The sequence below is a fragment of the Bradyrhizobium embrapense genome (assembly GCF_001189235.2).
GTDB classification, from domain to species: Bacteria; Pseudomonadota; Alphaproteobacteria; order Rhizobiales; family Xanthobacteraceae; genus Bradyrhizobium; species Bradyrhizobium embrapense.
This window is the reverse complement of sequence record NZ_LFIP02000002.1, coordinates 712,695-737,387: the sequence shown is the minus strand read 5'-3', so window position 1 is coordinate 737,387 and position 24,693 is coordinate 712,695. Positions and strand designations below refer to the sequence as shown.

The following is a 24,693-nucleotide window of genomic DNA, read 5'->3' as shown; positions in this document are numbered from 1 at the left end:
CCGTTATGTCACGGGTTCATCTTGTTCGCAAAAGCAGGTAGTGGCAATCTAGCGAACAGACAAGCAGGCTTGCCATGTCGAAAACGAGCGCCACATCGCTCCCCTCGTTGAGCGTCCGCATCGATCTCGATGCCGAAGACCGCATCGGACCGGGCAAGATCCTGCTGCTCGAGCAGATCAAGGAATGCGGCTCCATCTCCGCCGCCGGCCGCGCCATGGACATGAGCTACAAGCGCGCCTGGGACCTGGTCGACGAGATCAACCGCATCTGCCGCCAGGCCGCCGTGGAACGCCAGACCGGCGGCAAGAACGGCGGCGGCGCGGTGCTGACCCCGTTCGGCCTCTCCTTGGTGGCGCGCTACCGCAAGATCGAGCGCGATGCGGCGATCGCCGTGCGCAAGGATCTCGAGGCCCTGCGCAGCGACATCGGCAAGCCGAAGAAGGCTGCGGGCCGGTAAACGCGAGAACCGGCGGCCGCCACACGGCGCTTACGAAAATATCGAAAACAACCCCATGCACAGTAGCCGGCGGCGACCGGCGTGCGACAAGGCACTTGACGCGTCGGGCAACTCAGGGTTATATTTCTAATATTCAGAAAATATGCGAGCGCCGGGGCGAGAGCCTTGCGGCGCAAGAGCGCGATGATTTTTGGTTGAATCAGCCGAGCCGCGGATTCGTTTCACCTCTCCCCGACGGGGAGAGATCGATTTGCGCAGCAAATCGGGTGAGGGCCGCGGCGCTAACGAGAGATCGTAACCCCTCACCCGGCGCTGCGCGCCGACCTCTCCCAAGGGAGAGGTGACACACCGCCGCGGCCGGATCGACCTAACTCATTGTGCGCTAACCCGTCTTGATCCAGACCGCCTTGACGTTGAGGTATTCTTCGACGTGCTGCTTGCCGGACTCGCGGCCGTAGCCGCTCATCTTGTAGCCGCCGAACGGCACCGCCGGATCCATCGCCTGGTAGCAATTGACCCAGACCGAGCCGGCGCGCAGCGCCTTCGCGACCTGGTGCGCCTTGCTGACATTGGTGGTCCAGACGCCGGAGCCGAGGCCGAAGGTGGTGGCGTTGGCGCGCTTGATCAGCTCGTCCGGATCCTTGAACGAGATCGCCGAGATCACCGGGCCGAAGATCTCCTCCTTGGCGATGCGCATGTTGTCCTGCACATTGGCGAACACCGTCGGTTGCACGAAATAGCCCTTCGACAGCGCGCCCTCGGTGAGACGGCCGCCGCCGGCCAGCGCCGTGGCGCCTTCCTTCTGACCGATGTCGAGATAGCCGGAGACGCGATCGAGCTGATCCTTCGACACCAGCGGCCCGATCTGGGTGTTGGGATCGAGGCCGTTGCCGACCTGCAGCTTCTTGCCGAACTCGGCGACGCGGCCGACGAATTCGTCATAGACCTTCTGCTCGACGAACAGCCGGGTGCCGGCGCTGCAGATCTGGCCGGAATTGGCGAACACCGCCATCGCCGCGCCCGGCACCGCGGCGTCGAGATCGGCGTCGGCGAACACGATGTCCGGCGATTTGCCGCCAAGCTCGAGCGAGACGCGCTTGAGGTTGCCGGCCGAGGCGCGGATGATCGACTGACCTGTGACGTGCGAGCCGGTGAAGGCGACCTTGTCGACGTCGGGATGATTGGCGAGCGCGGCGCCCGCGGTCTCGCCATAGCCCGGCACGACGTTGACGACGCCGGGCGGAATGCCGGCCTCCATGCAGAGCTCGCCGATGCGCAGCGAGGTCAGCGGCGATTCCTCGGCCGGCTTCAGCACCACGGAGCAGCCGGTCGCGATCGCAGGACCGATCTTCCAGATCGAGGCGGTTAGCGGCCCGTTCCAGGGGATGATGGCGCCGACCACGCCGATCGGCTCCTTCAGCGTGTAGGAGAAGATCTCGCCGGGCAGCGAGTTCTCGATGGTCTCGCCGTGGATCGCGGTGGCCTGGCCGGCGTAGTAGCGCAGCATGCCGAGCGCGCGCAGCCGGTTGCCGCGGGTGCGGCTGATCGGCGCGCCCATGTCGAGCGTGTCGAGCTGGGACAGTTCCTCGAAATTGGCTTCGACCAGTTCGGCGAGCTTGAGCAGCATGTTCTGCCGCTCGAACGGCTTCACCTTGCTCCAGGGCCCTTCGAAGGCGCGGCGCGCCGCCGCAACCGCACGGTTGATGTCCTCGGCATCGCCCTCGGCGACGGAGGCGAGCAATTCGCCGGTGGCGGGGTTGTGCGTCTCGAATTTCTTGCCGGAGGCGGCGTCGACCCATTTGCCGTCGATCAGCATCTGCTTGTAGGAGCCATCGGCATAAGGATGGCGCGTGATCGGAATAGCCTGCGAAACAGCCATGTTTGCACTCCCTGTCGTCGGCTGAGGTCTTTTGGAAGCGTTATATCGACGATTCTACAGCGCGGCTGCGAAACCGTAAAGCGGAGCCGGCGTTGTCGAGGGCGGCGCGCATGAAAACCTCCCATGCGCCTGCGCGATGCGTGCAGTATGATAGATAGGGTTCTCTTGTTAGACGCGTTTCTTCACGCGAACCGGGAACCGCTTCGCTTGAAAACGCGATGCCAACCTCAGCCACAGATGTGTCCGGAGAGCTTCGATGCCCCATCCCGTGATATCAGCCAATCATGTTGCCGTGATCACCGGAGGCGCATCCGGCATCGGGCTTGCCGCAGCTACGCGGTTTGCCGAAGCCGGCATGAAGGTCTGCATCGCCGATCTCGGTGATGACCGGCTGAAGGCGGCTGCCGCAAAACTGTCATCTGCCGCGCCCCGCGGCGCCGCCGACATCATGACGGCTGCGGTCGATGTCAGCCGCGCCGACGAGGTCGCAGGCCTTGAAGCCGCCGTCGCGAAAAAATTCGGCGGCACCGACCTCCTGATGAACAATGCCGGCATCCAGCCCGGCAGCGCGATGTTCGGGCCCGCGGACAATTGGCAACGCATCCTGGGCGTCAATCTGTGGGGCGTCATCAACGGCACGCAGGCGTTCGCGCCTGACATGATCAAGCGCGGCAGGCCGGGACTGATCATCAATACCGGCTCCAAGCAGGGCATCACTACGCCGCCGGGCGATCCGGCCTACAATGTCTCCAAGGCCGGTGTGAAGGCATTTACAGAAGCGCTGCAGCACGAGCTGCGCAACACCGACGGCTGCAGGATTTCGGCGCATCTGCTGATCCCGGGATTCGTCTTCACCGGGCTGACCGCGCGCGGCCGCACCGAGAAGCCGGCCGGCGCCTGGACGGCGGAGCAGACCGTCGACTTCATGATCGAGCACCTCACCGCCGGCGATTTCTACATCCTCTGCCCCGACAACGACGTGCCGCGCGCGCTCGACGAACGCCGCATTCTGTGGGCCGCCGGCGACATCGTCGAGAACCGCCCGCCGCTGTCGCGCTGGCATCCCGACTACGGCGACGCGTTCGCCGCCTTCGTGAAGGGGAAGTAAATCCCCCGTCATTGCGAGGAGCGAAGCGACGAAGCAATCCATAGTACCGCATACGCGGAAGGGTGGATTGCTTCGCTGCGCTCGCAATGACGAGGAACGTCGTAGCAACCATCAAGTCGCCCGCTCAAAGCGTTTCCTGCTTGTGGTTGCAGTTCTTGCAGGTGAATTTGACGCGGGTCTGGCCCTTTTCCGCCTGCACCCGGTTCGGCGCGCCGCATTTGCCGCAGATGGCCTCGATCCGGGTTGTGCCCTGCTTGATGACCAGGTTCCGCTTTTCCATGGTCTCGCGGATCAGGCGCTCGGCCTCCTCGCGCAGCGATTGCTTCGACATCATCCCACCGGTCATTGGTTAGCGGGCGGCGTCATAGCACGACCGCGTGAAGCTTTGACAGCGGGGATTGCAGCTTAATTTTTAGACGATGAGCCGATCGACCGGCAGCCGGAAATGCCGGGATTTCAGCGGCTTTGAGGGCCAGCCGACGCGGAACACGTTGACGAGGCGACGATCGGTGCCGATCCTGCCGAGCTTGCGCAGCCGATCGTTGAAATCAGGGTGGTCGGCCAGCGCCGAGATCGGGCACGCCGCGAGCCCGGCGCGATCGATCTCCAACCAGCTGCGGTAGAAATGCCGCCCCGTCGTGAGTGGATCCTCACCGACCGGACGACAGAACAGCACGATCGCCGCGGCCGAGGCGGTCTTGGCGCTGTCCGACAGCAGCGATGCGGCGAGGCCGAGACGATCGAGCGGCTTGAACAGGCCGCCGAGCACGTAGCGGGCGATGGCGGCCTCGACCGTATTCATGGCGAGTGCGTCGCGATTGAGACCGTCCAGCAGATAGTGCGGATGGTCGCCCGACAGCCGCATCCATTCTAGCAATTCGGCCCGATAGTCGTCGCCGTGCAGAAAGGAGAACTCGGCCTGGTCCGCCCACTCTCCGATATCGGCAATTGCCCGGCGATCCCCGATACAGATCAGATCGTCACGCGCGACGGCGAGCTGCACCAGCGGCGCGGCCTCATTCGGCGACGCCGCAAACTTGCCGCGCCACGACATCCGATGCGCCACATGGCCTGCCAGCGGATCGGTCGCAACACCTTGCCTGATTGCAAAGCTGCACAGCGCGGTAAACTGCGCCGACAACGGCTGCTCGATCGTGGTCATCGCCGTGATCGCGAGGCCGCGGCGGTTGAGCGCAAGGCTCATGCCCTCGAGCGCCGCACCGTGCGACACCAGCACATCATGCCCCGCGGGATCGGCGACCGGCGTGCGCACCGAGGTGTCGTCGACCAGCGCCAGCCGCCCGTCGCCGAGCAAGCGCCAGCGGGTCGGCTGGATATTATGGACGCTCGGCGCCAGCCGCGCCTCCGCCACCAGCTCGCGCAGCAGATCCGGCGTCGGCTCGCTCATGCCGCGGCCAGCCGCTTGGTGAACAGATGCAGCCGGTGCAGCGGCGTGGCGCCGGCCTTCTCGACCTGGCGCAGCGACGGCGCGTTGATGTCTGATATCCAGGTGCCGCCGAGCGTGCGGTAGCCGGCCTCTTGCAACGCCAGCGCGGTGCGGTAGAGCATGGCGCCGTTGAGGCCGCGATTGTGCAGGTCGCGACAGACCGACTGATAGATCAGCACCGCGCGCGTGTTCAGCATGCGGTGTTTTACAAACTTGAACGGTGCTGTCAGTCCGATGCGGCCGCCGATCGCCTTGATCAGCGGGTTGAGATCGGGGATCGCGATGATCGCGCCGGCGGGCCGGCCGCGATGATAGACCACCGTCGAAATCCGCTTGTCGATGATCCACATCATTTCGCCGGCCTGGAACAGATATTCGGCGGCCGTCGGCGGCACGAACATCGGGTTGTCGGCAAAGCCGTCGTTCAGGATCAGGCGCGCATCCTCCAGCCGCACCTTGAAGGCGGAGCGCTTGATCGGCTGCCAGACGAAATCCTTGTCGGCCAGCACCGCGCGCTGCTTGTCGCCGAGCAGCTGTTCCGGCTTGCCGCCGTCGAGCGCGATCTCGAACGTCGTCATCGGGAAGGTCGCGACATAGCCGGCGCGCTCGAGGTGGCGCGCGATATGCGGCGGCGACCACATCATGTCGGTGAACGGCGCATGGTCGAAACCGTCGGTCATCACCCCGATCTGCTGCATCGCCGTGAGATTGAAATTGCCGGCGATGCGGGTCATGCCGCGCGCCGACAGCCATTGCTCGGCGGCGCGCAACAGCGCATCGGCCACTTCGGGATCGTCGACGCAGTCGAAGAAGCCGAACGCACCGTGGCGGGTGCCGTGCTTGCGGTTGGAGGCATCGTGGATCGAGGCGGCGATGCGGCCGACCGGGCGGCCGTCGCGATGCGCCGAAAACAGCGCATAGCGGCCGTGGCCTTCGGTGACGAACGGGTTCTTCGCGGCATCGAACATCCGGTCGAAATCGCTCCACAGCGGCGGCACGTAGAGGCTGTCGGGCCCATAGGCGTTAAGCGCGGCGTCGAACGCCGCTTTGCGGTCGCCCTCCCGGATCTCGATCGTCATTTGGCCTCAGGGGTCAGCGCCAAGAGCCGCCGCACCAGCGCCAGCGCGGTTTCGGTGGCGGGGTCGGCCGCGGTGACGGGCACCGCGAGCACGATCAGGTCGAGCGGATCATGCGCAAGCACGATGGCGTGGGACGCATTATTGGCCGTCATCAGCGAGACCATGCGCTCGGGGGCGGGGGCGGTCGGCGCCAGCCCCCACGGCGCCTCGGAGCGGCGCAGCACGCGCCTCGCTGACAGGAAGTCGCGGAGCAGCGGCGGATCGTAGGGTCCAAGCTCGTCTTCGCGGAAGCGCCGCGCGCTTTCGAAGATCGGGTGCCGTGCGAGCTCGGCGATCAACTGCTCCCTTGTCTGCGCCGGCGAGGCCGCGACCGAGTTGAGCACGCCGGGCTCCTGCGATTCGAACAGCGCGCGCAGCGCATCCGTCATCAGCCCGATGGTCAGCACGCCGGCGATCGCGACCGCGACGAAGCGGACCATTTGGGCGGCATCGACGTCAGGCGCCATGAACGCGGCGGCGAGGCCGAGCAGGCCCGACGAGATCAGCCGCAGCGCCATCATCGCAAGGCCATGCCGGCGCGTTTCGGCGCCGCCGCCGGCGATCAGCATCACGGTGACCGTCAGCAACGCACCTAGCGCGCCGAGCCGCACCGGGATGTCCGGAAACAGCGTGCGGAAATCGGTGAGGATGAACGGGATCACCACCAGCGCCCCGACCGCCATGCGGCCGATGCTGCGGTTTTCCGAAGCCATCAGCGAGGCGCGGTCGCGCGTCGCCAGCAGCAGCGCGCAGGTGCCAAAGCCGACCAGCTGGAACAGCGCCAGCGTGACTGCATAAGGCATCACAAAACGTTGCAGCCCGAACAGGCCGCCGAGGCCGAGCAGGATGCCGCCCGCGAGCGCAGCGATCTTGACCGCGCGCGGCGCGTGGCGGCGCAGGATGCCCTCGGTGACGATCAGCGCGCCGAGCGGAATCAGCGCGGCCGGGATCACCGAGAGACGATCGAGCAGCCAGCTGCCGCTCCACCATGCCAAACCGCGGTCGAGGAACAGGAGCGCGATCACGCCGAGTGCGAGCAGCAGCCGGCGCGTCAAAGGGCTCCTCGGATCGCGCCGGTAGAACGTCATCATCGCCACTGCGACGCCGATGGCGCCGCAGAGATTGACGATGGAATCGGCGATCACCCCCGAGGTCATGCAACGCCCGTCAATTGATCGATCGCCCGCCGCACCAGCGGGCGCATCAAGGCGGCGACCAGCGCGTTGCGCGGCTTCTCGATCGCCGGTCGATGCGGGTTGAGGAACCAGCCGCGGCAATCGGTGCCGGAGGTGCGGCCGAGGATCAGCGCGACCGCCTCATAGGCCATCAACATGCCGGTCGAGATCACCATCGGCGCGAACGACATCCGGCTGCGGCGGCCGGCCGCGACTTCGCCGGCGATCGCGAGGTCGACATAGTTGCGCGAGGAGGAATGCAGCATCACGTGCTCGATCTCGGCCCGCATCGCGGCGCGACGGTCGTCCTCGGTGATCTCGGTCCAGTCCTTGGCCAGCGTCGGAAAGCCGAGGCGCTCTTCGGGCCTGGGATCATGCGGGCGCACCACGATCACCGACGGCAGCGGCGACATATAAGCATCGATCACGGTTGCATCGGCGCGCTTGGCGGTCCTGTACAGATGCACGCCGGCGGCGATGTCGTCCATGCCGTTGACGATGACCGGGCAGCGTTCGGCAATCCCGGCGAGCTCACTGGTCCAGTTCTGGCCGAGCACCTCGACCTCGATGGTCGGGTTGATCCGCCTGGCGGCCTCGGCGGCGACCGCGGCCTTCTCCCGGCCGACCTCGTCGGCGAAGGCGAACACCTGGCGGTTGAGATTGGAGACCTCGAAGCGGTCGATGTCGGCAATCACGAACTTGCCGATTCCGGCGCGCGCCAGCGCCATGAAGGCCGCGCCGCCCATGCCGCCGACGCCGCAGACGAACACCCGCGCCTGGCGCAGCAGCTGCTGCTCGTGCTCGTCGATGAAGCCGATGTTGCGGCCGGTGAACGAGTAATAATCGAAATTCATCGCACCGCCCCGTTGTCCTGCCGGCGCGGCCGCAAGGTGCCGAAGGCGCGGCTGTCGTCCATCCAGTACACCACCGGCAGCACCAGCCGCTGCAGCGCCAGCATCGCGGAGGCCGCGAGCAGCGCCGGCAGCGAGCCCGACGGCACCTCGCTCATGATGTAACGGCGCGCGCCGGCCAGATCGATGCGGCCGAGCTGCAGCACATCATCGCCACGGCCGTAATCCAGCTCGCGTTCGCAAAATTCGTTGTAGACGGCATTGCGATGCTTCGGCGCGATCTCGAAGGTCTTCTTCAGCGCGTCCGAGCCGCCGGTATAGGCGTTGGTGATGACCGAACGCGCCTCGTCGAAGCCGGCCTCCTCGCCGACGCCGAACACCGCGCGATGCCTTGCCATGATGCCGCGCGCGAGCTGCAGATGCGCGAAGCTTTGCCGCGCGCCCGGCAGCGGCGACGGGAACACGTCCGAGAAGGTGTCGCTGACCATGCCAACCACCGCCGGCACCTGGGTGACGTTGGAGATCCATTTCGGCCGCAAGCCATCGCGGGCGAACAGCACCAGCGCGGTGAGGCCGTAAAGCACCCAGGACAGGCCCTGCCCGCGCACATCGGGATCGACCATGACGAGGCCGAGATGGGTGACTTCAATGGGCTCGCCGTCGAGCGGCACGTCCATCACCGACAGCGCGTTGAACGCGATCGGCCGTCCGCTGTCTTCCTCCGAGATCAACGTGATGATCGCTCGCGACAGCCGCTCGGGCTCGCCGGAGAAGATGCCATAAGTCAGGCTCTCCTCGGGCAGCGTCTTGGCGGCGACGATGCGCAACTGCGCGACCAACGCGTCGAGTTCATCCTTCGGCAGCGACAGGCCGGGCGATTCGACGATGCGGGTGCGCTGGCCGGGCTGGGTGCGCAAGGTGAGATCGATGGTCGGTTGCGACAGTGCCTTCAGCCAGAAGCCGCCATGGCTGCGCAAGCCGTCAAAGGCCGCGCGCGCCTTCGCAAGGCCTGAGCTGCCGCGCGACGCGGGCGTGGGATTGTCGGTGGACGCCATTTCTCTGTCCCTCGGGCGCGATCTCTGCACTCTCGCCTGTTAAAGAGCCATGAGTGCAACCTGGCGCTGTTTGCCGCAGGGTAAACAAGGCGTTCCGGAAACGGAACAAGTTGGTCGTAAGCGGCCTACGGTCCATCCACACCGTCATTGCGAGCGAAGCGAAGCAATCCATCCCTCCGCGTACACGGCACGATGGATTGCTTCGTCGCTAGCGCTCCTCGCAATGACGCGGAGGGAATTGGGCCGCCGTCTCACCCAGCCTTGGACACTTCCATCAACAGGCGTTCGGCCTTGGCGTCCTCGATGCGGTTCACGAGCTTGCCGCTCTCGTGGTTATCCCGGATGGTCTTGGTCAGCGTGACGCAGGTCTGGATCAGCATCACGACGCCCATCGTGAGGTAGCCCTTCATCCAGAGATCGATCGGCAGGAAGAACACGCCGACGGCAACGAGGAAAGCGGAGGCTGCGAAGGACGCGTAAGTGAATGTCACCCAGCCGCTGCTGTGGGGTTGGATCGTCTGGTTCATGGTCGTCTCCTTGATGACAGGTGGTTTGAAGTTGGCTTGCTTTCAGGCTCGCGTTCTCAGGCGGCAGGCGGACGCTTGGCTCTCAAGCGTGCCAGCACGTCGTCGGCGGTCGATTTCATCCTAGGGCCGAAGCCCTGCTCGGCGAGCTTTTCGGCGGTGGCTGATGGGCCCGAGGCGGTGTCGATCTCGAACAGCGCATCGTCCGCCGCCTGGATCTCGATCTGCCGCTCGCGCAGCCGCTTCAGGGTCGCTTCCGCTTCCGGCAGCGTCGACTCATAGGGCCGCGCCGCCTCGATGCCGCTCCGGCGCAGCGAACGCACCGCTTCCGAGGCGCGGGCGAGGCGGCGGCCGCGATCCAGCTCGGCAATGCGCGCCTCGGCATTGGCGACGTGGCGCTTGAGCCGGGTGATCTCGGTGCCGAACAGCGTGCGCGCGGTCATCGCGGCGTCGCGTTCGGCTTCGAGGTTGGCGATCGCCTGCGCGGCTTCGCGGGCGAGGTCTTCCCGGCCGCCCTCGAGCGCCGTCGTCGCGCGCACCTCGAGATCGGCGATCCGGGCGTTGGTCGCCTCGAGCCGCCGGCCCTCCTGCTGGTCGCCGGCGATGGCGAGCGCCAGGGTCCGTTTCGAGCGGTCGACCGCGGCGGCGGCATCGCGCATCTGCTGGTCGAGCACGACCAGCGCGGTCCGATCCTGCAGTTCCTCCTCGGCTGCCGCCACGCTGCCGCGGAAAATCGTCAAAACTGTTTTGAACATTTGGCCACTCCCTGTTATGAGCATCGCTCATGAATCTCTTGTACCACATAATGAGCGATGCTCAAGAATTATTTGAGCGACGCTCAAGCGTACGGTTAAGGACGGGTGAAACATGTCCAAGGCATTGGAACGACGCGCAAAGCTGCGCGAAGCGCTGATCGAGGCGGCGGAACGGGCGATTGCGGCAAAGGGGCTCGGCGGCCTGAAAACCCGCGAACTGGCCCAGGAAATCGGGATCGCCAATGGCGGCGTCTACAATCTGGTCGAGGATGTCGACGAGCTGATCCTGCGCGTCGGCTCGCGCACCCTGGCCCGGCTCGATGCCTCGCTGTCGCTGGCCGAGATCGGCGGCGCGGCGGCTCCGCGCGAGCTGCTGGTGCGGATCGCGGTCGCCTATTGCGATTTCGCCGCCGACAATCTCGAATTGTGGCGCGCGCTGTTCGAGCATCGCATGCAGCACGGCAAGCCGGTGCCGGAATGGGCGATCACCGAGCAGATGGAGCTGTTCCGCCACATCTACAAACCGCTCGCCGCGTTGTTTCCGCAGCGCACGCCGGCCCAGCTCGGCGTGACCGCGCGCAGCCTGTTCTCCGCCGTGCACGGCATGGTCGCGCTCGGGCTCGAGCACAAGCTGATCGCGGTGCCGATCGGCGCGCTGCGCAGCGAGATCTCGACCTTGACGCGCGCGATGGTCGACGGCCTGACGGCGAAGAAGGATTAGGGCAGCCCCCAATCAGCGGAAAATCGGCGCGCGCCCCAAGTGCGGCAATAGGCGCCATGCTGCTTTGACAATTGATGTACTAGCAGAGCCACTGGTTTTCGCGACCCCGCGACTTGTCTACCGATCGCGGGGTTCTACTTATTACCGCGTGCAATGCCGCCAGAGCCGGCATTTGAGCATCTGCTGGCCGGGCGGCCCGCGCATTGAAGCAATCGAGGTCGCGAGCGTGTCCACCAATATCGATCCAGCTCCGCAGCACGACGACATCATGTACCCGCAGGTCCTCCCGTTCCTGCTGGTCCACATCGGATGTCTGGCCGCGATCTGGTCGGGCGTCTCATGGCCGGCGATTGCGATTTGCGTCGCCCTGTACTGGCTGCGGATGTTTGCGATCACGGCCGGATACCATCGCTACTTCTCGCATCGAGCCTATGCGACCAGCCGGGCGTTCCAGTTCATCCTTGCATTCCTGGCCCAAAGCAGCGCCCAGAAAAGCGTGCTCTGGTGGGCTGCGAAACATCGGCATCACCATCTTCATTCCGATACCGAGCAAGATGTGCATTCACCCCGGCACAAGGGCTTCCTGTACAGTCATCTCGGCTGGATCTTCTATCGGCAGCACGATGCAACCGATCTGACGAAAGTCGCTGATTTTGCCGCGTATCCGGAGTTGATGTGGCTGCACAAATTCGAGATTTTGCCGGCCGTTGTGGTCGCAGTCCTGTGCTTCCTGATTGCCGGGTGGCCGGGACTTCTGGCCGGTTTCTTCTGGAGCACCGTGCTGCTGTATCACGCAACGTTCTGCATCAACTCGCTGGCCCATGTTCACGGTCGCAAGCGGTATGTGACGGGCGACGATTCCCGCAACAATTGGCTGCTGGCGCTGGTTACCATGGGTGAGGGTTGGCACAACAATCATCACGCCTACCAAAGCAGTGCGCGGCAGGGCTTCCGCTGGTGGGAGATCGATGCGACCTACTATGTTCTGGTGGCCTTGTCCTGGTTCGGAATCGTCTGGGATCTGAAGGCGCCGCCCGCGCAGGTTCTCCGCAACGAGCAGCGCCTGGGATCGCGCGTGATCAAGCGAACGGCCGAGCAGCTCGCCGCCCGCTTCAATCCCGAATACATTGCGCAGGCGATCAGATCCTCGGTTCACGAAACCGGATTGTCGGTGCGGGAAGCACTTGTTCTGTTGCAGCACCGTGCCGACCTGCACCTGCCCAGCATCCCGACGCGTGAGCGGTTGCTGGCGGAGGCCCAGGCCATGTTCGCGAAGACGAGCTCGTTGGACGACATCGTCGATCGTGCCCATGAACTTCTGGTGGAATCGGTTTGCCTTCTGCTGGCCGTTCCCCTGCCGCTGGCCAGCGCAAATTCGAAGGCTCAAGCGAGCCAGCGGTAGCGTTCTGCAGCCTCACGGCTCCATGGTGTAGGCAAGTCCTTGCCAGCCCTGCTCCGGCGTTGCAGGATTCCCTTGCCGAAAACCTTCAGCAGTGGGCCTTGCATGAGAACGAGCATCGTTACGACGCGATTGTCGGGAGCCGTCGCCCTGGCACTCATCCTCGCCGCATCAGGTATCACGCCGGCTTCGTCGGCGCAGGCCGTGCCGGAATGCTCGATGTCGGTGACATTGGCGGATTGGGGCGAGAACTCGACCGGCGATATCGACCTCGCGGCAGGCGAAAGCTGCCAGATCCCGATCGGGATCCGCGGCACGGTGACGGACTCGTCGATCTCGCAGAAGCCGGCCTACGGCAAATTGAAGAAAATCAACGCGTCGACCTTCGAATACCGGGCGAAGGCCAAGTACAAGGGCAGCGATACGTTTGCCATCAAGGCAACAGGTCAGGGACCGAAGGCCTCCGGCACCTCGGTCATCACCGTGCACGCCACGATCAAGTGATCGCCGCCCCCCCCCGTTGGACTGCCGCGCTTGCGAGCGACGAGGATCTCACCGACCAGCGGATAGACGGCGGCGCGGCCGCGGTCGATGACCTCTGGCCGCCATCTTGATCACCGGTAAGCGGGGCGGGTCTCAAACCTCGATGATTTTGCTTATTTGCCGAGCTCTGTCTTAGTAAGAGAGCATGAATGACTTTACCCAAGCGCTGGACGTGGCAGCCAGCCTTATCAGCCGTTTTGATCCGGAGCTAAGCCAGATCGTCGGCCTCTCGCTCGGCGTCAGCCTGACGGCAAGCCTCGTTGCGTTCGCGATCGGGGCGCCGTTGGGGACGGCGCTGGCCATCTACCGGGTCCGGGGCAGAGTTGGGCTGATCGTTGTCGCCAATGCGCTGCTGGGGTTGCCGCCGGTCGTGGTGGGGCTTGCCGTCTATCTCTTACTATCACGATCGGGGCCGTTGGGGGCGCTCGGGATCTTGTTCACGCCAACCGCCATGGTGATCGCGCAGGCCATTCTCGGCATCCCCATCGTCATTGCGCTGGTGCACCGGATCATGGTGGATGTCTGGGCTCGCTACGGCGATGCCCTTCTCGTCGATGGCGCCTCGCGCTTGCGTGCCACCTTGCCGCTCATGGCTATCGGGCGCGACGGGCTATTGACCGCGTTTCTCGCTGCGTTCGGCCGGGCGATCGCCGAGGTCGGCGCGATCATCATCGTCGGCGGCAATGTGCACGGCTATACGCGCACCATGACCACTGCCATCGCATTGGAGACGAGCAAGGGAGAGTTGAGCCTCGCGCTTGCGCTCGGCATCATCCTCATCATCCTCTCGATGACCGTGAGCGGGCTGAGCTTCCTGATCGGACGCATCCTGACAGGTCGCTGAAGCACCAAGAAGAACTGTTGTTCAGAGGGAGATCGCTGGCATGAAGCACTGGTTCGGGTCACTTCGCATCCTCGCAATCATCGCGCTTGTCGTGCTTGGTACGCAGACCTTCCCCCAATCGAGTTGGGCGGAAGATCATTCGATTGTCGTGGCGTCGACGACGTCCACCCAGGATTCCGGGCTGTTCGGCTACCTGCTGCCGATCGTCAAGCGGAAGACGGGTATCGAGGTGAAGGTGCTGGCACAAGGAACGGGTCAGGCGCTCGACACGGCACGTCGCGGCGATGCCGACGTGGTGTTCGTTCACGCCAAATCCGCCGAGGAGAAGTTCCTTGCGGAGGGATTTGGCGTGAAGCGTTATCCCGTGATGTATAACGACTTCGTCGTCATCGGTCCGAAGGGCGATCCGGCAGGCATCAAGGGCAAGGATGTCCTCACGGCGCTGCAGACCATCAAGACCAGAGCTGCGCCGTTCGTCTCCCGCGGCGATCATTCCGGCACCCATATTGCCGAACTGAAGCTTTGGAAGGAGGCCGGCATCGACATCGTGAACGACCGCGGCTCGTGGTACAAGGAAATCGGCCAGGGCATGGGTGCGGCGCTGAACATGGCCTCAGCGTCAAACGCCTATGTGCTGTCCGACCGCGGCACATGGCTGGCGTTCCAAAATCGCGGCGACCTGACCGTCCTGGTTGAAAGCGACAAGCGACTGTTCAATCAGTACGGAGTGATGCTGGTAAATCCGGTCAAGCATCCCACGGTGAAAAAGGAACCCGGCCAGCGCTTCATCGACTTTCTGATTTCACCGGAGGGACAGAACGCGATCGCCGGCTATAAGATCAACGGCCAGCAGCTGTTCTATCCCAATGCGAACGATCCCAATGCTTGAGAAGACAGGGAGCGGCCCCGTCGCGTCCCGTAGGCACGCCCCAGGCCTCACCCGGCGATCACCGGCAGCTTGACCCTCACGCGCAGGCCCGAGCGCCCGGCGCCGGTCACATTCTCGAACAGGATCGAACCGGCGGCTTGATCGACGATGCGCTTCACGATCGAGAGCCCGAGCCCCGCCCCCTCTCCGCTCGGCTGGCCGCCGCGAAAAAACGGCTCGCCGATCCGCGCCAGATCCCGTGGCGGAATGCCCGGCCCCGTGTCCTCGATCTCGATCACCGCCATTCGATCCTCCCTCACGACAGCAAGATCGACAGCGCCTCCATCGGGCGTGAACTTGATTGCGTTCTCGACCAGGTTCCGGATCGCCGAGATCAGCGACAGCTCATCACCGTTCACCGCGACGACCTCGACCGTCGTGAAACCGAGATCGATGCTGCGCGCTGCCGCCTCCGGCAGCAGATCAGCGACGACGCCCTTTGCGATCTTGTCCAGCTCCACCGCCGCACGCACGACGGACGGCGCGGCGTCCTGACGCGCCAGCGCCAGAAGCTGCTCGAGCAGATGCTTGGTGCGCCGCATGCCGCTGTTCAACGCATCGAGCCGGTCGCGCGTCTCCGCGGGCATGTCGAGGGAGGCGAGATTTTCCGCCTGCAGGCTGAGCGCGGTGACCGGCGTGCGAAGCTCATGGGCAGCGTCGGCGATGAAGCGCCGTTGCTGGTCCATCATGACGCGCACCCGCTCCAGCAAGCCGTTGATCGAGCCGAGGAACGGCTGCAGCTCGCTCGGCGCGCCCGTCACCGGCAACGCACCGACGTCATCCACCCTGCTCGCATCGAGATCACCGGCGAGGCGCAACATCGGCCGGAACGATCGGGCGATCACGAAAGCCGTCATCAGCAGCAGGCACGGCACCAGCGCGGCGATCGGCAACAGCGTCCGCACCGCCATGTCGCCTGCGATCTCGGTGCGGATCTCGGTCTGCTGCGTCACCGCAAAGCGGCTACCGTCCGGCCGGGTCCGAAGCAGCACGCGGACCGGCTGGCTGTGATAAACATCATTGTGCAGCCCGTCCTTCAGTCCCCACAGCCGGCGCTCGTCGGGGGAGCCGCGCGGCGCCTCACCGAGCTCGACGACGGCAACCTCGGCTTCCGCGTCGACGCCGGTGACGGGCCGGCTCTGCCGGATCGGAGCGCTCAGCGCGAAGCTGCCGATCTGGATCAGGACGGAGTCCTGCATCTCGATCGCTTCGCTGTAGGCCCATCGGTAGGCCAGGAGTCCGCCGATGGCGCCCGTCAGCAGGATGATCGCGGTAAGTCCGACGAACAGGCGTCCGCGCAGCGATCTCATCATCTCGAACGATCCACCATCCACCCGACGCCGCGCACGTTCCTGATCGCCGCAGCGCCGAGTTTTCTGCGCACGGCGTGGATCAGGAATTCGACCGCGTTGCTCTCGACCTCCTCGCGCCAGCCGTAGATCTGGCGTTCGAGCTCGGCACGGGACAGGATCGTCCCCGGCCGCGTCAGCAGCGCCTGTAGCAGGGCGAACTCGCGCGCGCTGAGCACGGCCTTTTCTTCGCAGAAGATGGCTTCCCGCGTGGCCGGGTCGAGATGAAGCGCGCCGTTGGTCAGAACCGGCGGCGCCCCGCTGCCCTCGCGCCGCAGCACCGCGCGCATCCGCGCCAGCAACTCCGCGATCTCGAACGGCTTGACCAGGTAGTCGTCGGCGCCGAGATCGAGCCCCCGGATGCGGTCGTCCAGCGCATCGCGGGCGGTGAGAATGATCACCGGAAGGCGCGAGGCGCGCTCCCGGATCGCCTTGAGAACATCGAGACCATCAGTCGATGGCAGGCCGAGATCGAGCAGCGCGATGTCGTAGGTCTCGCTGCGGCTGGCCTCGATGGCGAGATCGCCGTCGCGCACCCAGTCCACCGCATAGGCGGCATCCCGCAGCGCCTCGACGACGGCGGCGCCGATCATCCTGTCGTCCTCGACCACGAGCACCCGCATCGCCTGGCGATCCATCCCGATCCGCACCGGGAGTACGCCCCGGCGAAACTGCGTCGCACCGATCAGCCGGCGACGCTTCCGCGATCATATCAGCTTCGACTTAGCCGCGGCTTAGGGCTTCGGAGCTCAAATGGCGACCGCTCCGCCCACCTAAGCCGGGGCTAAGTCTCGCCGTGCACGCTCGCTTTCGAACCCGGCGGAACCGCCGACCCTGTCAAAGCGGAGCTTCACACCGTGCTTGATATCAGACCCATCGGCCGCAGCTTGCTGAACAAGGTTCCCGAAGTCACCCTCGTCTTCTGGCTGATCAAGATCATGTCGACCACGGTCGGCGAGACCGGCGCCGATTATCTCGCCGTCCATGTCGGCCTTGGCACCGGTGTGACCGGCCTGCTCATGATTGCGCTGCTTGCCGCAGTGCTGGCCATCCAGTTGCGGATGAACCGTTACGTGCCATGGGTCTACTGGCTGACGGTCGTGCTCGTCAGCATCGTCGGGACGCAGATCACCGATGCACTGACCGACAAGCTCGAGATCAACCTCTACGTCAGCACGGCCGCCTTCGCGATCGCTTTGGCCGCGACCTTCGCGATCTGGTTCGCGGTCGAGCGGACGCTGTCGATCAACAGCATCGTGACCACGCGGCGCGAATGGTTCTACTGGGCGGCGATCCTCTTCACATTCGCGCTCGGCACGGCCGCCGGTGATCTTGCCACCGAAGCGCTTGGCCTTGGCTTCAACGTCGGGGTGGTCGCGTTCGCGGCACTGATCGCGGCGATCGCGGCGGCCTATGCGCTCGGCGCCAATGCGGTGCTGACGTTCTGGCTCGCCTACATCCTGACGCGCCCGCTCGGCGCATCGTTCGGCGACCTGCTGTCCCAGGCCCGAGAGTATGGCGGGCTCGGCTTCGGCACGATCTACACGAGCCTCGCCTTCCTGACCGTGATCGTCGCGCTGGTCGCGTGGCTATCGTTCGAAGGCGACGCCGGCAGAAGGCCCGAGGCGTCGCCCGGCGCGTGAATTCAACATGCGCCCCGACGGGACATCAACCGAACCAACCCCACACAGGAGAACCACGATGAACAAGACGACACTCAGCTTGGCGACGGCGATTGTCGCGCTCGCAATCATCCAGCCGCTCCCCGATGCCAACGCAGGCCTCAGGCTGCTGCCGCACACGCAGGCGGCCGCCGCCGGGCTCGGCGACCTGACGCGGTTCCGCAGCATCGCCGCCGATGTCGCGGCGCTGGTCGACAAGGGCGACCTCGTCGGTGCCAAGGCGCGGATCAAGGATCTCGAGACCAAATGGGACGAAGCGGAAGCCGGATTGAAACCGCGCGCCGCCGCGGACTGGCACACGGTCGACAAGGCGATCGATCGTGCGCTCGAGGCGGTGCGTGAAACCAATCCGGATGCCGCCAAATGCAGGAAAGCGCTCGCCGAGCTGCTGTCGATCATGGACTCGATGAAGGCCTGATCTCCATCCGGCATTTCGACCACCCGCCGGCGGCATCGTCCGCCGGCGACCCGTTCTCTCGGAGCGAACAACCCCATGAAATTATCATTGCGCGACACCGCCACGGACGAGCGCCTGGGAAAGGTCCCCGCCGTCACGCTCGGCTTCTGGGTCATCAAGATTCTCGCCACGACGCTCGGCGAGACCGGCGGCGACGCCGTCACGATGTCGATGAATCTCGGTTATCTCGTCGGCACCGCGATCTTCGCGGTCGTGTTCGCGGTTGCCGTCGCGGCGCAGATGGCGGCGAAGCGCTTTCATCCGCTGCTCTATTGGATAGTGATCATCGCGACGACGACGGTCGGCACGACCTTTGCCGATTTCGTCGACCGCTCGCTGGGGATCGGATATCTCGGCGGCTCGTCGCTGCTCGCCGGACTGCTCGTTGCGTCGCTTGTTGTATGGCATCGCACCATGGGAACGGTCTCGATCGCGTCGATCGACAACAGGGCGGCGGAAACCTTCTACTGGGTCACGATCCTGTTCTCGCAGACGCTGGGCACCGCGCTCGGCGACTGGATGGCCGATTCCACCGGCCTCGGCTATGGCGGCGGCGCCATCGTGTTCGCCGCCGGCATCGCCATCGTTGCCGCCGCCTATCTCTGGACGCGGGTGTCGCACACGGTGCTGTTCTGGATCGCCTTCGTCCTGACCCGGCCGCTCGGCGCCACCGTCGGCGATTTCCTCGACAAGCCGCTGGATCACGGCGGCCTTGCGCTCAGCCGCTATACGGCGTCGATCGCCCTTGCCGGTGCGATCGCCGCGCTGGTCTTCATCCTGCCGCAGCGGGCCGGAAAGCACGCGTGAATGGCCCGCCCCGGCAGGACCTGCTCGAAGCGTCGATCAGGCCTTGCCGGGCGTAAAGATGACCTTCCCTTTGAAGGCCGCGGCCTGGGCGATCGCCTCGGAAAATCCTTCCAGACCATATGTCCCGACGACCGGTGCAGTGATCGCTCCGGACGCGACCATCGGCACGAGGTGGTCGTACATCCTGGCCAGCGTCTCGTCGGTCGCAGCCTTGCCCCAATGGCCGAGCCAGAAGCCGCGCACCGACACTTCCTTGAAAATCACGCTCAAGGCCGAGCCGGAGAACGGCTGCCCGCTCATCGCGCTGTAGATGACGAGCACGGCCTTCGGCGCCAGGCAGTTCATCAGGTTTAGCGCCGACGCGCCACCGACGACATCGAGCGCCAGCAGGATCGGTGCCCCGCCGGTTTCCCTGGCGACGCGCTTGGCGAGATCCGGTCCGTCGACCAGCACGACATCGCCGCCGGCCGCTTTGACCTCGTCGACAACCTCCTCGCGCCGGACGACGTTGACGGTCTTGAGCCCGAGTGATTTGGCAACCGCGATCACCGCCCGTGCCGTCGCCGAATTGGCGCCGTTCTGAATCACCCAGCCGCCGTGGGGGATCTTCACGAAATCGGTCAGCAGCAGATAGGCGGTCGCCGGATTGACGCCGATCATCGAGAGTTGCCGGATGTCCGCATTGTCGGGCAACGGCCGCTGCCATGACGCGGCGAACCTGACGCGTTCGGTCCAGGTCGGAACCGTGAACGGGATCAGCGTGCGATCGCCCTCCTTCAGGTTCTTGACCTGCGATCCCGCGGCGACCACCCGCCCGACGCCCTCGATGCCGAGCGTGGCCGGCGGCGTCGGCAGATAGCCGTAGCGGCCGGCGATGATCATGAAATCCGAATTGTTGATCGGCGCGGCCTCCACCGCGACCACGACTTCATTGGGACCCGGGCTGCCGACGTCGGGCACCTCGTTGAGCTTGACCACATCCTGGGCACGTCCGAACGCAACGACCTGAACCGCCTTCATGGCACGATCTCCCGATTTTGTTATGTACTACTAAGTACAGAACGTGGATCACGTCAATGGCCGCAAATGCCCTCCCGGCAAGGTGAAGGCTTCACATCCGACGCAGGAGTACATAAAATAAGCTATGGCAAGGCCGCGCAGCTTCGATCCGGACGACGTCCTGGAAATCGCCCGTCAGGTATTCTGGCAGAAGGGTTTCCAGGCGACCTCGCTCGACGAGATCACGGCGGCGAGCGGCGTCGCCAAACCCAGCCTCTATGCAGCCTTCGGCGACAAGAACGCGCTGTTCCTCAAAGTGCTCGACCGCTATCACGACGGCATTCTGGGCTGGGCCGAGCGCACCCTGGCCCAGCCTGTACCCGCCCGCGAGGCGATCAGACGGTGGCTCACCGGCTTCATCCCCTATTGCTCGGGCGAGAAAGGCCAGCGCGGCTGCCTGTCGATCAATTCCGCGACCGACGGCTCGCTCGACCAGGCCGACCTGCGCAAGAGCATCGAGCGCTACAACCGGCGGCTCGAGGAGCTGTTGCGCGCGCGGCTGCGCGCCGACCGCGCCCAGTTCCGGAAGGGCTTCGACCCCGACGTTACCGCGCACACCATTATGGTGGTGCATGCCGGGCTGCTGGCGCTCGCGCATCAACGGCCGGATTCGAAACAGGTGAAGGCCGTGATCGACCAGGTGATGGGCCTGCTCGCCTGAGTTTACCGGCAGCGGGGCCTTCCTGCGGAGCCGCCGCGCCTCTCACGAATGTGATTTATATGATATCCGTCATTTATTGACGGATTGAACTCGATGACCATTTCCGGATTGGCTGACATGGGCTTCCGGGATTGGGAACCAGATGAACAATTCGTCTTGGCGTATGACGCTCACGATACTCACCGCCCTGCTGTCGATGCCGGCGATCGGTCCGTCCCAGGCGCATGATCACGACCACCCGGAATTGAATGGCTGGTATGAGAACCTGCACAGCGGCAAGGGGCCTTGTTGCGACGGCAGCGACGCGACGCGCGTCGATGACGCCGATTGGGACACCAGGGACGGCCACTACCGGGTGCGCCTCGAGGGCGAATGGGTCGACGTTCCCGACGAGGCCGTCGTCTCCGGACCGAACCGCGCCGGCCACACCATGGTCTGGCCTTACTACCTGAATGGTCACCCGCGGCCGCGCTGCTTCATGCCGGGCAGCATGGGCTGAAGCGTCAGCGAGGACACCGCGTGTGCCGGCGCGCCGCGTTGATCAGAGATCCAGCTGGATGCGATCCTCACCATCGGCCTCCGGCTTCGCCGGCACCGCGCAGCAGATCAGCACCTCATCATCGGCGACCTCGGCGGTCGGCTCCTTCACATAGGTCACGGCGCCTGCCAGCAGCCGGGTTCGACAGCTACCGCAATTGCCTTCCCGGCAACTGAACGCGGGGCTGAGGCCGCGCGCTTCTGCGAGTTCGAGCAACGTTCCCTGCCCCGGCGTCCAGCGTGCTTCCTTCATCGATGCGGTGAAGGCGACCGGGACCGGCGCGGACGCAGCCAGCCGGCGCGGCGGCGCCGTCGTGACCAGGTCCGGCTTCCGCACCAGCGACGATGGACCGAATGCCTCGGCGTGAATCCTGCCGTCGGCGATATTGTAGCCGCGCAGCGCGTCATACAGCGATTGGGTGAATTGCGGCGGCCCGCACAGGTAGAAGTCGTAATCGTTGAACGGCAGGATTCGCGACAGCAGCGCCATGTCGATCCGTCCCGCGGCGTCGTAATCGACACCCTGCTCGGCGCCATCGACGTCGCTGAGAACGCGGATGATCCGCACGGCACCGCCGGCCGCATCGGCCAGTTGCTGCAATTCGCCTGAGAAAGCGCGGTCCGCTTTCGCATGCGCGGCCTGGAACAGGAAGGTCGGCCGAATGCTGCGGGTGCGCAGCCCTTCATAGACCACGTGACGCAACATCGCGAGCATCGGCGTGATGCCGACGCCACCGGCGAGCAGCACCGCGGGCCGCTTCTCGCGCGCATCGATCGTGAAGCCGCCGCCCGGCGCGCGCGCCTCGATGACATCGCCGACATGCAGGTGGTCGTGGAGATGCTGCGACACCGGCCCGTCGCGCTTCACGCTGATGCGGTACATGCCGTCCGATGGCGCGACCGACAGCGTGTAGGTGCGGATATCAGGCTTGTCGGCGCCGGGCAATGCGAGGCGGATCGGCAGATGCTGCCCGGCCTGGTGCGGCAGCCGCCCTGCGCCATCGTCTGGCTGCAGATGAAACGAGCGGATCGAACGGCTCTCGTCGACGATCCTGGTGACCTTGAACGGGCGCCATTGCGTCGCGCGCTCGGCTGCCCGAATGCGATCTGCAGCCTGTGCCCAGTCGCCGGTCATCAGCGCGTTCGGCGACCAGCCTTCGGCGCGGAGCGCCCAGCGCAGCGGCAGCGCGCCGCGCCTGCGTACCAAACGACGGACGCGAAAATTCCAGAGCCGCTCGGCGCCCTGAAATGCAGCGATCTCGGGCGAGTCCAGCATCACCTCGGCGTCGCCGGTCAATTGCAGCACGTCGCCGGTGTCGAAATCGACGAACAGCAGCCCGGCCTTGCCGTTGACGAGGATGTTGCCGAGCGTGTTGAAGAACAGATTGCCGGCGAAATCGGGGATCGTCAGCGTGCCGTCGGCGGCGACGCGGACGAAGCCGGCCTTGCCGCCGCGATGTGAGACGTCGACCTGGCGACGGTCCTCGCGCTCGGCATAGGACGCTACGAAGAAGGTGTCCGCGGCCGCAATCATGTCGCGCGCGGCCTGATCGAGCGTCGCGCTTTGCTCGATCTCTCCCGTGAAAGGTTCGTCCGGCGCGCGCACGAAGGCGAAATCGCGCAGCTGGATGTATTGCGGACAATTGCCGAAACTCTGGTCGAGTTCGAAGCTGAGCGCGCTGCCCGACGATGCACGCAGCAGTCCGTTGGCGCGGTTGCGACGGCGCGTGTGCAATTCGATGCCCAGCAACGCGATCGCATCGCCCTCGCGCATGCCTTCGCCCACGGGATCGCCGGAGTCGGGCCGCGCATCGATCTCGAGGCTGCGCGGCGTCGGCGAGGCGATGAAGCCGGGCCGGCCGGCCAGCACCGAGGCCCACACGTCGCCGCTGCGATCCACGCTGCCGACCACGATGAAGGGAATTTGGGCGAAGAATTCGCGATGCTGGTCGGGCATGAAGTCGCGCACCGCGCGCCGGCCGACGGCCGCCATCTCCTCGGCGACGCCGACCTTCTGCTGGATCGCCAGCTCGCCTTCATGCCAGGTCGCGAGCTTGCCCTTGGTTCGCCTGTCGCTCATCTCCTCGCCCTCCCCTTCGGGGTTGGACGGGCGCGCCCGCGGGGCACGCCCGGTCGACCCATCACGCAGCCGCAGCCAGACCGGCGCGCGTCTTGGCAAACGGCACGAAGCCCGGCAGCGCCTCGATCCGGCGCAGGAACGCGTTGACACTGACATAGGCGGAGAGATCGACGTTGCCTTCGGGCGCGCTCGACAGATAGCTGTAGAGCGCGACATCGGCGATCGTCGGCTGCGCACCGACCAGAAAGTCGCGATCGGCGAGATGGGCCTCGAGCCGCTTCAGCAGCACGTGGGCGCGCGCGATCACGTCGTCCGGATTGTGCTTGGCACCGAACACGGTGATCAGCCGCGCCGCCGCGGGACCGTAGGCAAGTTCGCCGGCGGCAACCGACAGCCAGCGCTGCACCATGGCGGCGCCCTTGGCATCCTGCGGCAGCCAGTCGGTGCGGCCGAGCTTGGTCGCGAGATAGACCAGGATCGCGTTGGAATCGGGAATGATGGTGCCGTCATCATCCAGCACCGGCACCTGGCCGAACGGATTGAGCGCGAGGAACTCCGGCGTCTTGTGCGCGCCGGACCCGAGGTCGACGTCGACCAGCTCGTGCGGAACGCCGAGCAGGGAGATGAACAGGCGGGCGCGATGCGCGTGGCCGGAGAGTGCGAAGTGATAGAGCTTCATGATGCCGTTCCTGATGTCGTGGGCGGGGTCATCCCCACCGCGACATCAAGGTGGCTCATTGCACCGGATATTATAATGATCGCCAACGGAACTTCATTATTGCAGATATAGCAATAATGGCTTGAACGTCGTGACCGGGCTCATCCCGAGCATCGGTCACACCTCGACGATCACGTAATCATCCTCGATGTGCACCGGAAACGTCTCGGCGACATACGGCCCCTTCTGCAATTCCGCGCCGCTCTCGACCGCGACCGGATAGGAGCGGATCCTGAACCGCTTGGGATCGAACCACGACTGGCCGTTGCGCATGTCGAATTCCCAGCCGTGCCACGGACAGCGCAGCATCTCGCCGACCCGGTCGCGCTGATAGATGCCGGGCTCCGGCGAGGTCAGGCGCGCGACGCAGGCCGCCTTCTCCAGCGGCGCGCCCTCGTGCGGACAGCGATTGAGCAGCGCGAAGAACGCGCCATTGGCGTGGAACACGACGATGTCGCGGCCCTCGAGGCCGAACACCTTGTTGCCGCCGGCCGGAATCTCACTGGTGCGCGCGACGATGTGACGGGCCATCGGTGTC

The 24,693-nt window shown here is 65.3% G+C and carries 27 protein-coding genes; 12 read left to right on the top strand and 15 right to left on the bottom strand.

What is annotated here, in order from left to right:
• Positions 1–74 precede the first annotated feature (74 nt).
• The gene (locus tag AKN83_RS10920) at positions 75–458 is read left to right on the top strand and encodes a winged helix-turn-helix domain-containing protein (RefSeq protein ID WP_050405674.1); all 384 of its coding nucleotides are present in this window, start codon (positions 75–77) and stop codon (positions 456–458) included.
• A gap of 382 nt (positions 459–840) precedes the next feature.
• Here the strand turns inward: AKN83_RS10920 and AKN83_RS10915 are convergent, their stop codons facing one another.
• The gene (locus AKN83_RS10915) at positions 841–2,337 is read right to left on the bottom strand and encodes an aldehyde dehydrogenase family protein (RefSeq protein WP_050405673.1); all 1,497 of its coding nucleotides are present in this window, start codon (positions 2,335–2,337) and stop codon (positions 841–843) included.
• Between the two features lie 256 nt (positions 2,338–2,593).
• Between AKN83_RS10915 and AKN83_RS10910 the strand changes: the two genes are divergently transcribed.
• Positions 2,594–3,445: an SDR family NAD(P)-dependent oxidoreductase gene (locus tag AKN83_RS10910; protein ID WP_050405672.1), complete on the top strand. Its 852-nt coding sequence runs from the start codon at positions 2,594–2,596 to the stop codon at positions 3,443–3,445.
• 124 nt (positions 3,446–3,569) lie between these two features.
• Here AKN83_RS10910 and AKN83_RS10905 read toward each other — a convergent pair whose 3' ends face one another.
• From AKN83_RS10905 to AKN83_RS10870, 8 genes are all read right to left on the bottom strand, one after another.
• On the bottom strand, positions 3,570–3,776 hold the full coding sequence (locus AKN83_RS10905; RefSeq protein ID WP_050405689.1) for a hypothetical protein: 207 nt from the start codon (positions 3,774–3,776) through the stop codon (positions 3,570–3,572).
• Between the two features lie 81 nt (positions 3,777–3,857).
• Entirely contained in the window at positions 3,858–4,853 is a 996-nt protein-coding gene (locus tag AKN83_RS10900; RefSeq protein ID WP_050405671.1) for a nitroreductase family protein, read from the bottom strand.
• Positions 4,850–5,971: a hypothetical protein gene (locus AKN83_RS10895; protein ID WP_050405670.1), complete on the bottom strand. Its 1,122-nt coding sequence runs from the start codon at positions 5,969–5,971 to the stop codon at positions 4,850–4,852. The genes AKN83_RS10900 and AKN83_RS10895 overlap by 4 nt, the downstream gene beginning before the upstream one ends.
• Complete coding sequence (locus AKN83_RS10890; RefSeq protein ID WP_050405669.1) at positions 5,968–7,167, bottom strand: hypothetical protein; 1,200 nt, start codon at positions 7,165–7,167, stop codon at positions 5,968–5,970. The genes AKN83_RS10895 and AKN83_RS10890 overlap by 4 nt, the downstream gene beginning before the upstream one ends.
• Positions 7,164–8,039 (bottom strand): HesA/MoeB/ThiF family protein, encoded by an 876-nt coding sequence (locus tag AKN83_RS10885; RefSeq protein ID WP_050405668.1) that lies wholly within the window; start codon positions 8,037–8,039, stop codon positions 7,164–7,166. The genes AKN83_RS10890 and AKN83_RS10885 overlap by 4 nt, the downstream gene beginning before the upstream one ends.
• On the bottom strand, positions 8,036–9,091 hold the full coding sequence (locus AKN83_RS10880; RefSeq protein WP_206600782.1) for a hypothetical protein: 1,056 nt from the start codon (positions 9,089–9,091) through the stop codon (positions 8,036–8,038). The genes AKN83_RS10885 and AKN83_RS10880 overlap by 4 nt, the downstream gene beginning before the upstream one ends.
• 251 nt (positions 9,092–9,342) lie before the next feature.
• Positions 9,343–9,618 carry a YiaA/YiaB family inner membrane protein gene (locus AKN83_RS10875; RefSeq protein ID WP_050405667.1) on the bottom strand — a complete coding sequence of 92 codons (276 nt, stop codon included), beginning with the start codon at positions 9,616–9,618 and terminating at the stop codon, positions 9,343–9,345.
• Positions 9,619–9,674: 56 nt separating this feature from the next.
• A complete protein-coding gene (locus AKN83_RS10870) occupies positions 9,675–10,370 on the bottom strand; it encodes a PspA/IM30 family protein (protein WP_050405666.1) in 696 nt (231 codons plus the stop codon).
• 112 nt (positions 10,371–10,482) lie between these two features.
• Between AKN83_RS10870 and AKN83_RS10865 the strand changes: the two genes are divergently transcribed.
• The 5 genes from AKN83_RS10865 (at position 10,483) to AKN83_RS10845 (ending at position 14,766) form a co-directional block, all read left to right on the top strand.
• Entirely contained in the window at positions 10,483–11,091 is a 609-nt protein-coding gene (locus tag AKN83_RS10865) for a TetR/AcrR family transcriptional regulator (RefSeq protein WP_063695292.1), read from the top strand.
• A gap of 268 nt (positions 11,092–11,359) precedes the next feature.
• Positions 11,360–12,493 (top strand): acyl-CoA desaturase, encoded by a 1,134-nt coding sequence (locus tag AKN83_RS10860; protein WP_050401217.1) that lies wholly within the window; start codon positions 11,360–11,362, stop codon positions 12,491–12,493.
• Positions 12,494–12,595: 102 nt separating this feature from the next.
• Positions 12,596–12,994 carry a hypothetical protein gene (locus AKN83_RS10855; protein ID WP_244521949.1) on the top strand — a complete coding sequence of 133 codons (399 nt, stop codon included), beginning with the start codon at positions 12,596–12,598 and terminating at the stop codon, positions 12,992–12,994.
• A 184-nt stretch (positions 12,995–13,178) separates the two neighbouring features.
• Entirely contained in the window at positions 13,179–13,877 is a 699-nt protein-coding gene (locus tag AKN83_RS10850) for an ABC transporter permease (protein WP_050401212.1), read from the top strand.
• A 40-nt stretch (positions 13,878–13,917) separates the two neighbouring features.
• On the top strand, positions 13,918–14,766 hold the full coding sequence (locus tag AKN83_RS10845; protein WP_050401211.1) for an ABC transporter substrate-binding protein: 849 nt from the start codon (positions 13,918–13,920) through the stop codon (positions 14,764–14,766).
• Positions 14,767–14,813: 47 nt separating this feature from the next.
• Here the strand turns inward: AKN83_RS10845 and AKN83_RS10840 are convergent, their stop codons facing one another.
• Positions 14,814–16,118, bottom strand: coding sequence for an ATP-binding protein (locus tag AKN83_RS10840; RefSeq protein WP_063695291.1), 1,305 nt, complete (start codon positions 16,116–16,118; stop codon positions 14,814–14,816).
• On the bottom strand, positions 16,115–16,777 hold the full coding sequence (locus AKN83_RS10835) for a response regulator transcription factor (RefSeq protein ID WP_050401215.1): 663 nt from the start codon (positions 16,775–16,777) through the stop codon (positions 16,115–16,117). Before AKN83_RS10835 ends, AKN83_RS10840 begins: the two co-directional genes overlap by 4 nt.
• A gap of 234 nt (positions 16,778–17,011) precedes the next feature.
• Between AKN83_RS10835 and AKN83_RS10830 the strand changes: the two genes are divergently transcribed.
• The 3 genes from AKN83_RS10830 (at position 17,012) to AKN83_RS10820 (ending at position 19,100) form a co-directional block, all read left to right on the top strand.
• On the top strand, positions 17,012–17,797 hold the full coding sequence (locus AKN83_RS10830; protein WP_430641517.1) for a COG4705 family protein: 786 nt from the start codon (positions 17,012–17,014) through the stop codon (positions 17,795–17,797).
• Positions 17,798–17,855: 58 nt separating this feature from the next.
• Complete coding sequence (locus AKN83_RS10825; protein ID WP_050401209.1) at positions 17,856–18,254, top strand: hypothetical protein; 399 nt, start codon at positions 17,856–17,858, stop codon at positions 18,252–18,254.
• 75 nt (positions 18,255–18,329) lie between these two features.
• Positions 18,330–19,100 (top strand): COG4705 family protein, encoded by a 771-nt coding sequence (locus AKN83_RS10820; RefSeq protein WP_050401208.1) that lies wholly within the window; start codon positions 18,330–18,332, stop codon positions 19,098–19,100.
• A gap of 36 nt (positions 19,101–19,136) precedes the next feature.
• On the opposite strand, the gene AKN83_RS10815 is transcribed toward AKN83_RS10820, so the two are convergent.
• The gene (locus tag AKN83_RS10815) at positions 19,137–20,120 is read right to left on the bottom strand and encodes a zinc-dependent alcohol dehydrogenase family protein (protein ID WP_050401207.1); all 984 of its coding nucleotides are present in this window, start codon (positions 20,118–20,120) and stop codon (positions 19,137–19,139) included.
• 124 nt (positions 20,121–20,244) lie between these two features.
• Here AKN83_RS10815 and AKN83_RS10810 point away from each other — a divergent pair, with 124 nt between their 5' ends.
• Positions 20,245–20,820: a TetR/AcrR family transcriptional regulator gene (locus AKN83_RS10810; RefSeq protein WP_050401206.1), complete on the top strand. Its 576-nt coding sequence runs from the start codon at positions 20,245–20,247 to the stop codon at positions 20,818–20,820.
• 142 nt (positions 20,821–20,962) lie between these two features.
• Positions 20,963–21,319: a hypothetical protein gene (locus AKN83_RS10805; RefSeq protein WP_050401205.1), complete on the top strand. Its 357-nt coding sequence runs from the start codon at positions 20,963–20,965 to the stop codon at positions 21,317–21,319.
• A 42-nt stretch (positions 21,320–21,361) separates the two neighbouring features.
• Here AKN83_RS10805 and AKN83_RS10800 read toward each other — a convergent pair whose 3' ends face one another.
• The 3 genes from AKN83_RS10800 to AKN83_RS10790 form a co-directional block, all read right to left on the bottom strand.
• A complete protein-coding gene (locus AKN83_RS10800) occupies positions 21,362–23,437 on the bottom strand; it encodes a 2Fe-2S iron-sulfur cluster-binding protein (RefSeq protein ID WP_050401213.1) in 2,076 nt (691 codons plus the stop codon).
• Positions 23,438–23,498: 61 nt separating this feature from the next.
• Entirely contained in the window at positions 23,499–24,116 is a 618-nt protein-coding gene (locus tag AKN83_RS10795) for a glutathione S-transferase family protein (protein WP_063695290.1), read from the bottom strand.
• 156 nt (positions 24,117–24,272) lie between these two features.
• Positions 24,273–24,686: a Rieske (2Fe-2S) protein gene (locus AKN83_RS10790; RefSeq protein ID WP_050405851.1), complete on the bottom strand. Its 414-nt coding sequence runs from the start codon at positions 24,684–24,686 to the stop codon at positions 24,273–24,275.
• Positions 24,687–24,693 lie beyond the last annotated feature (7 nt).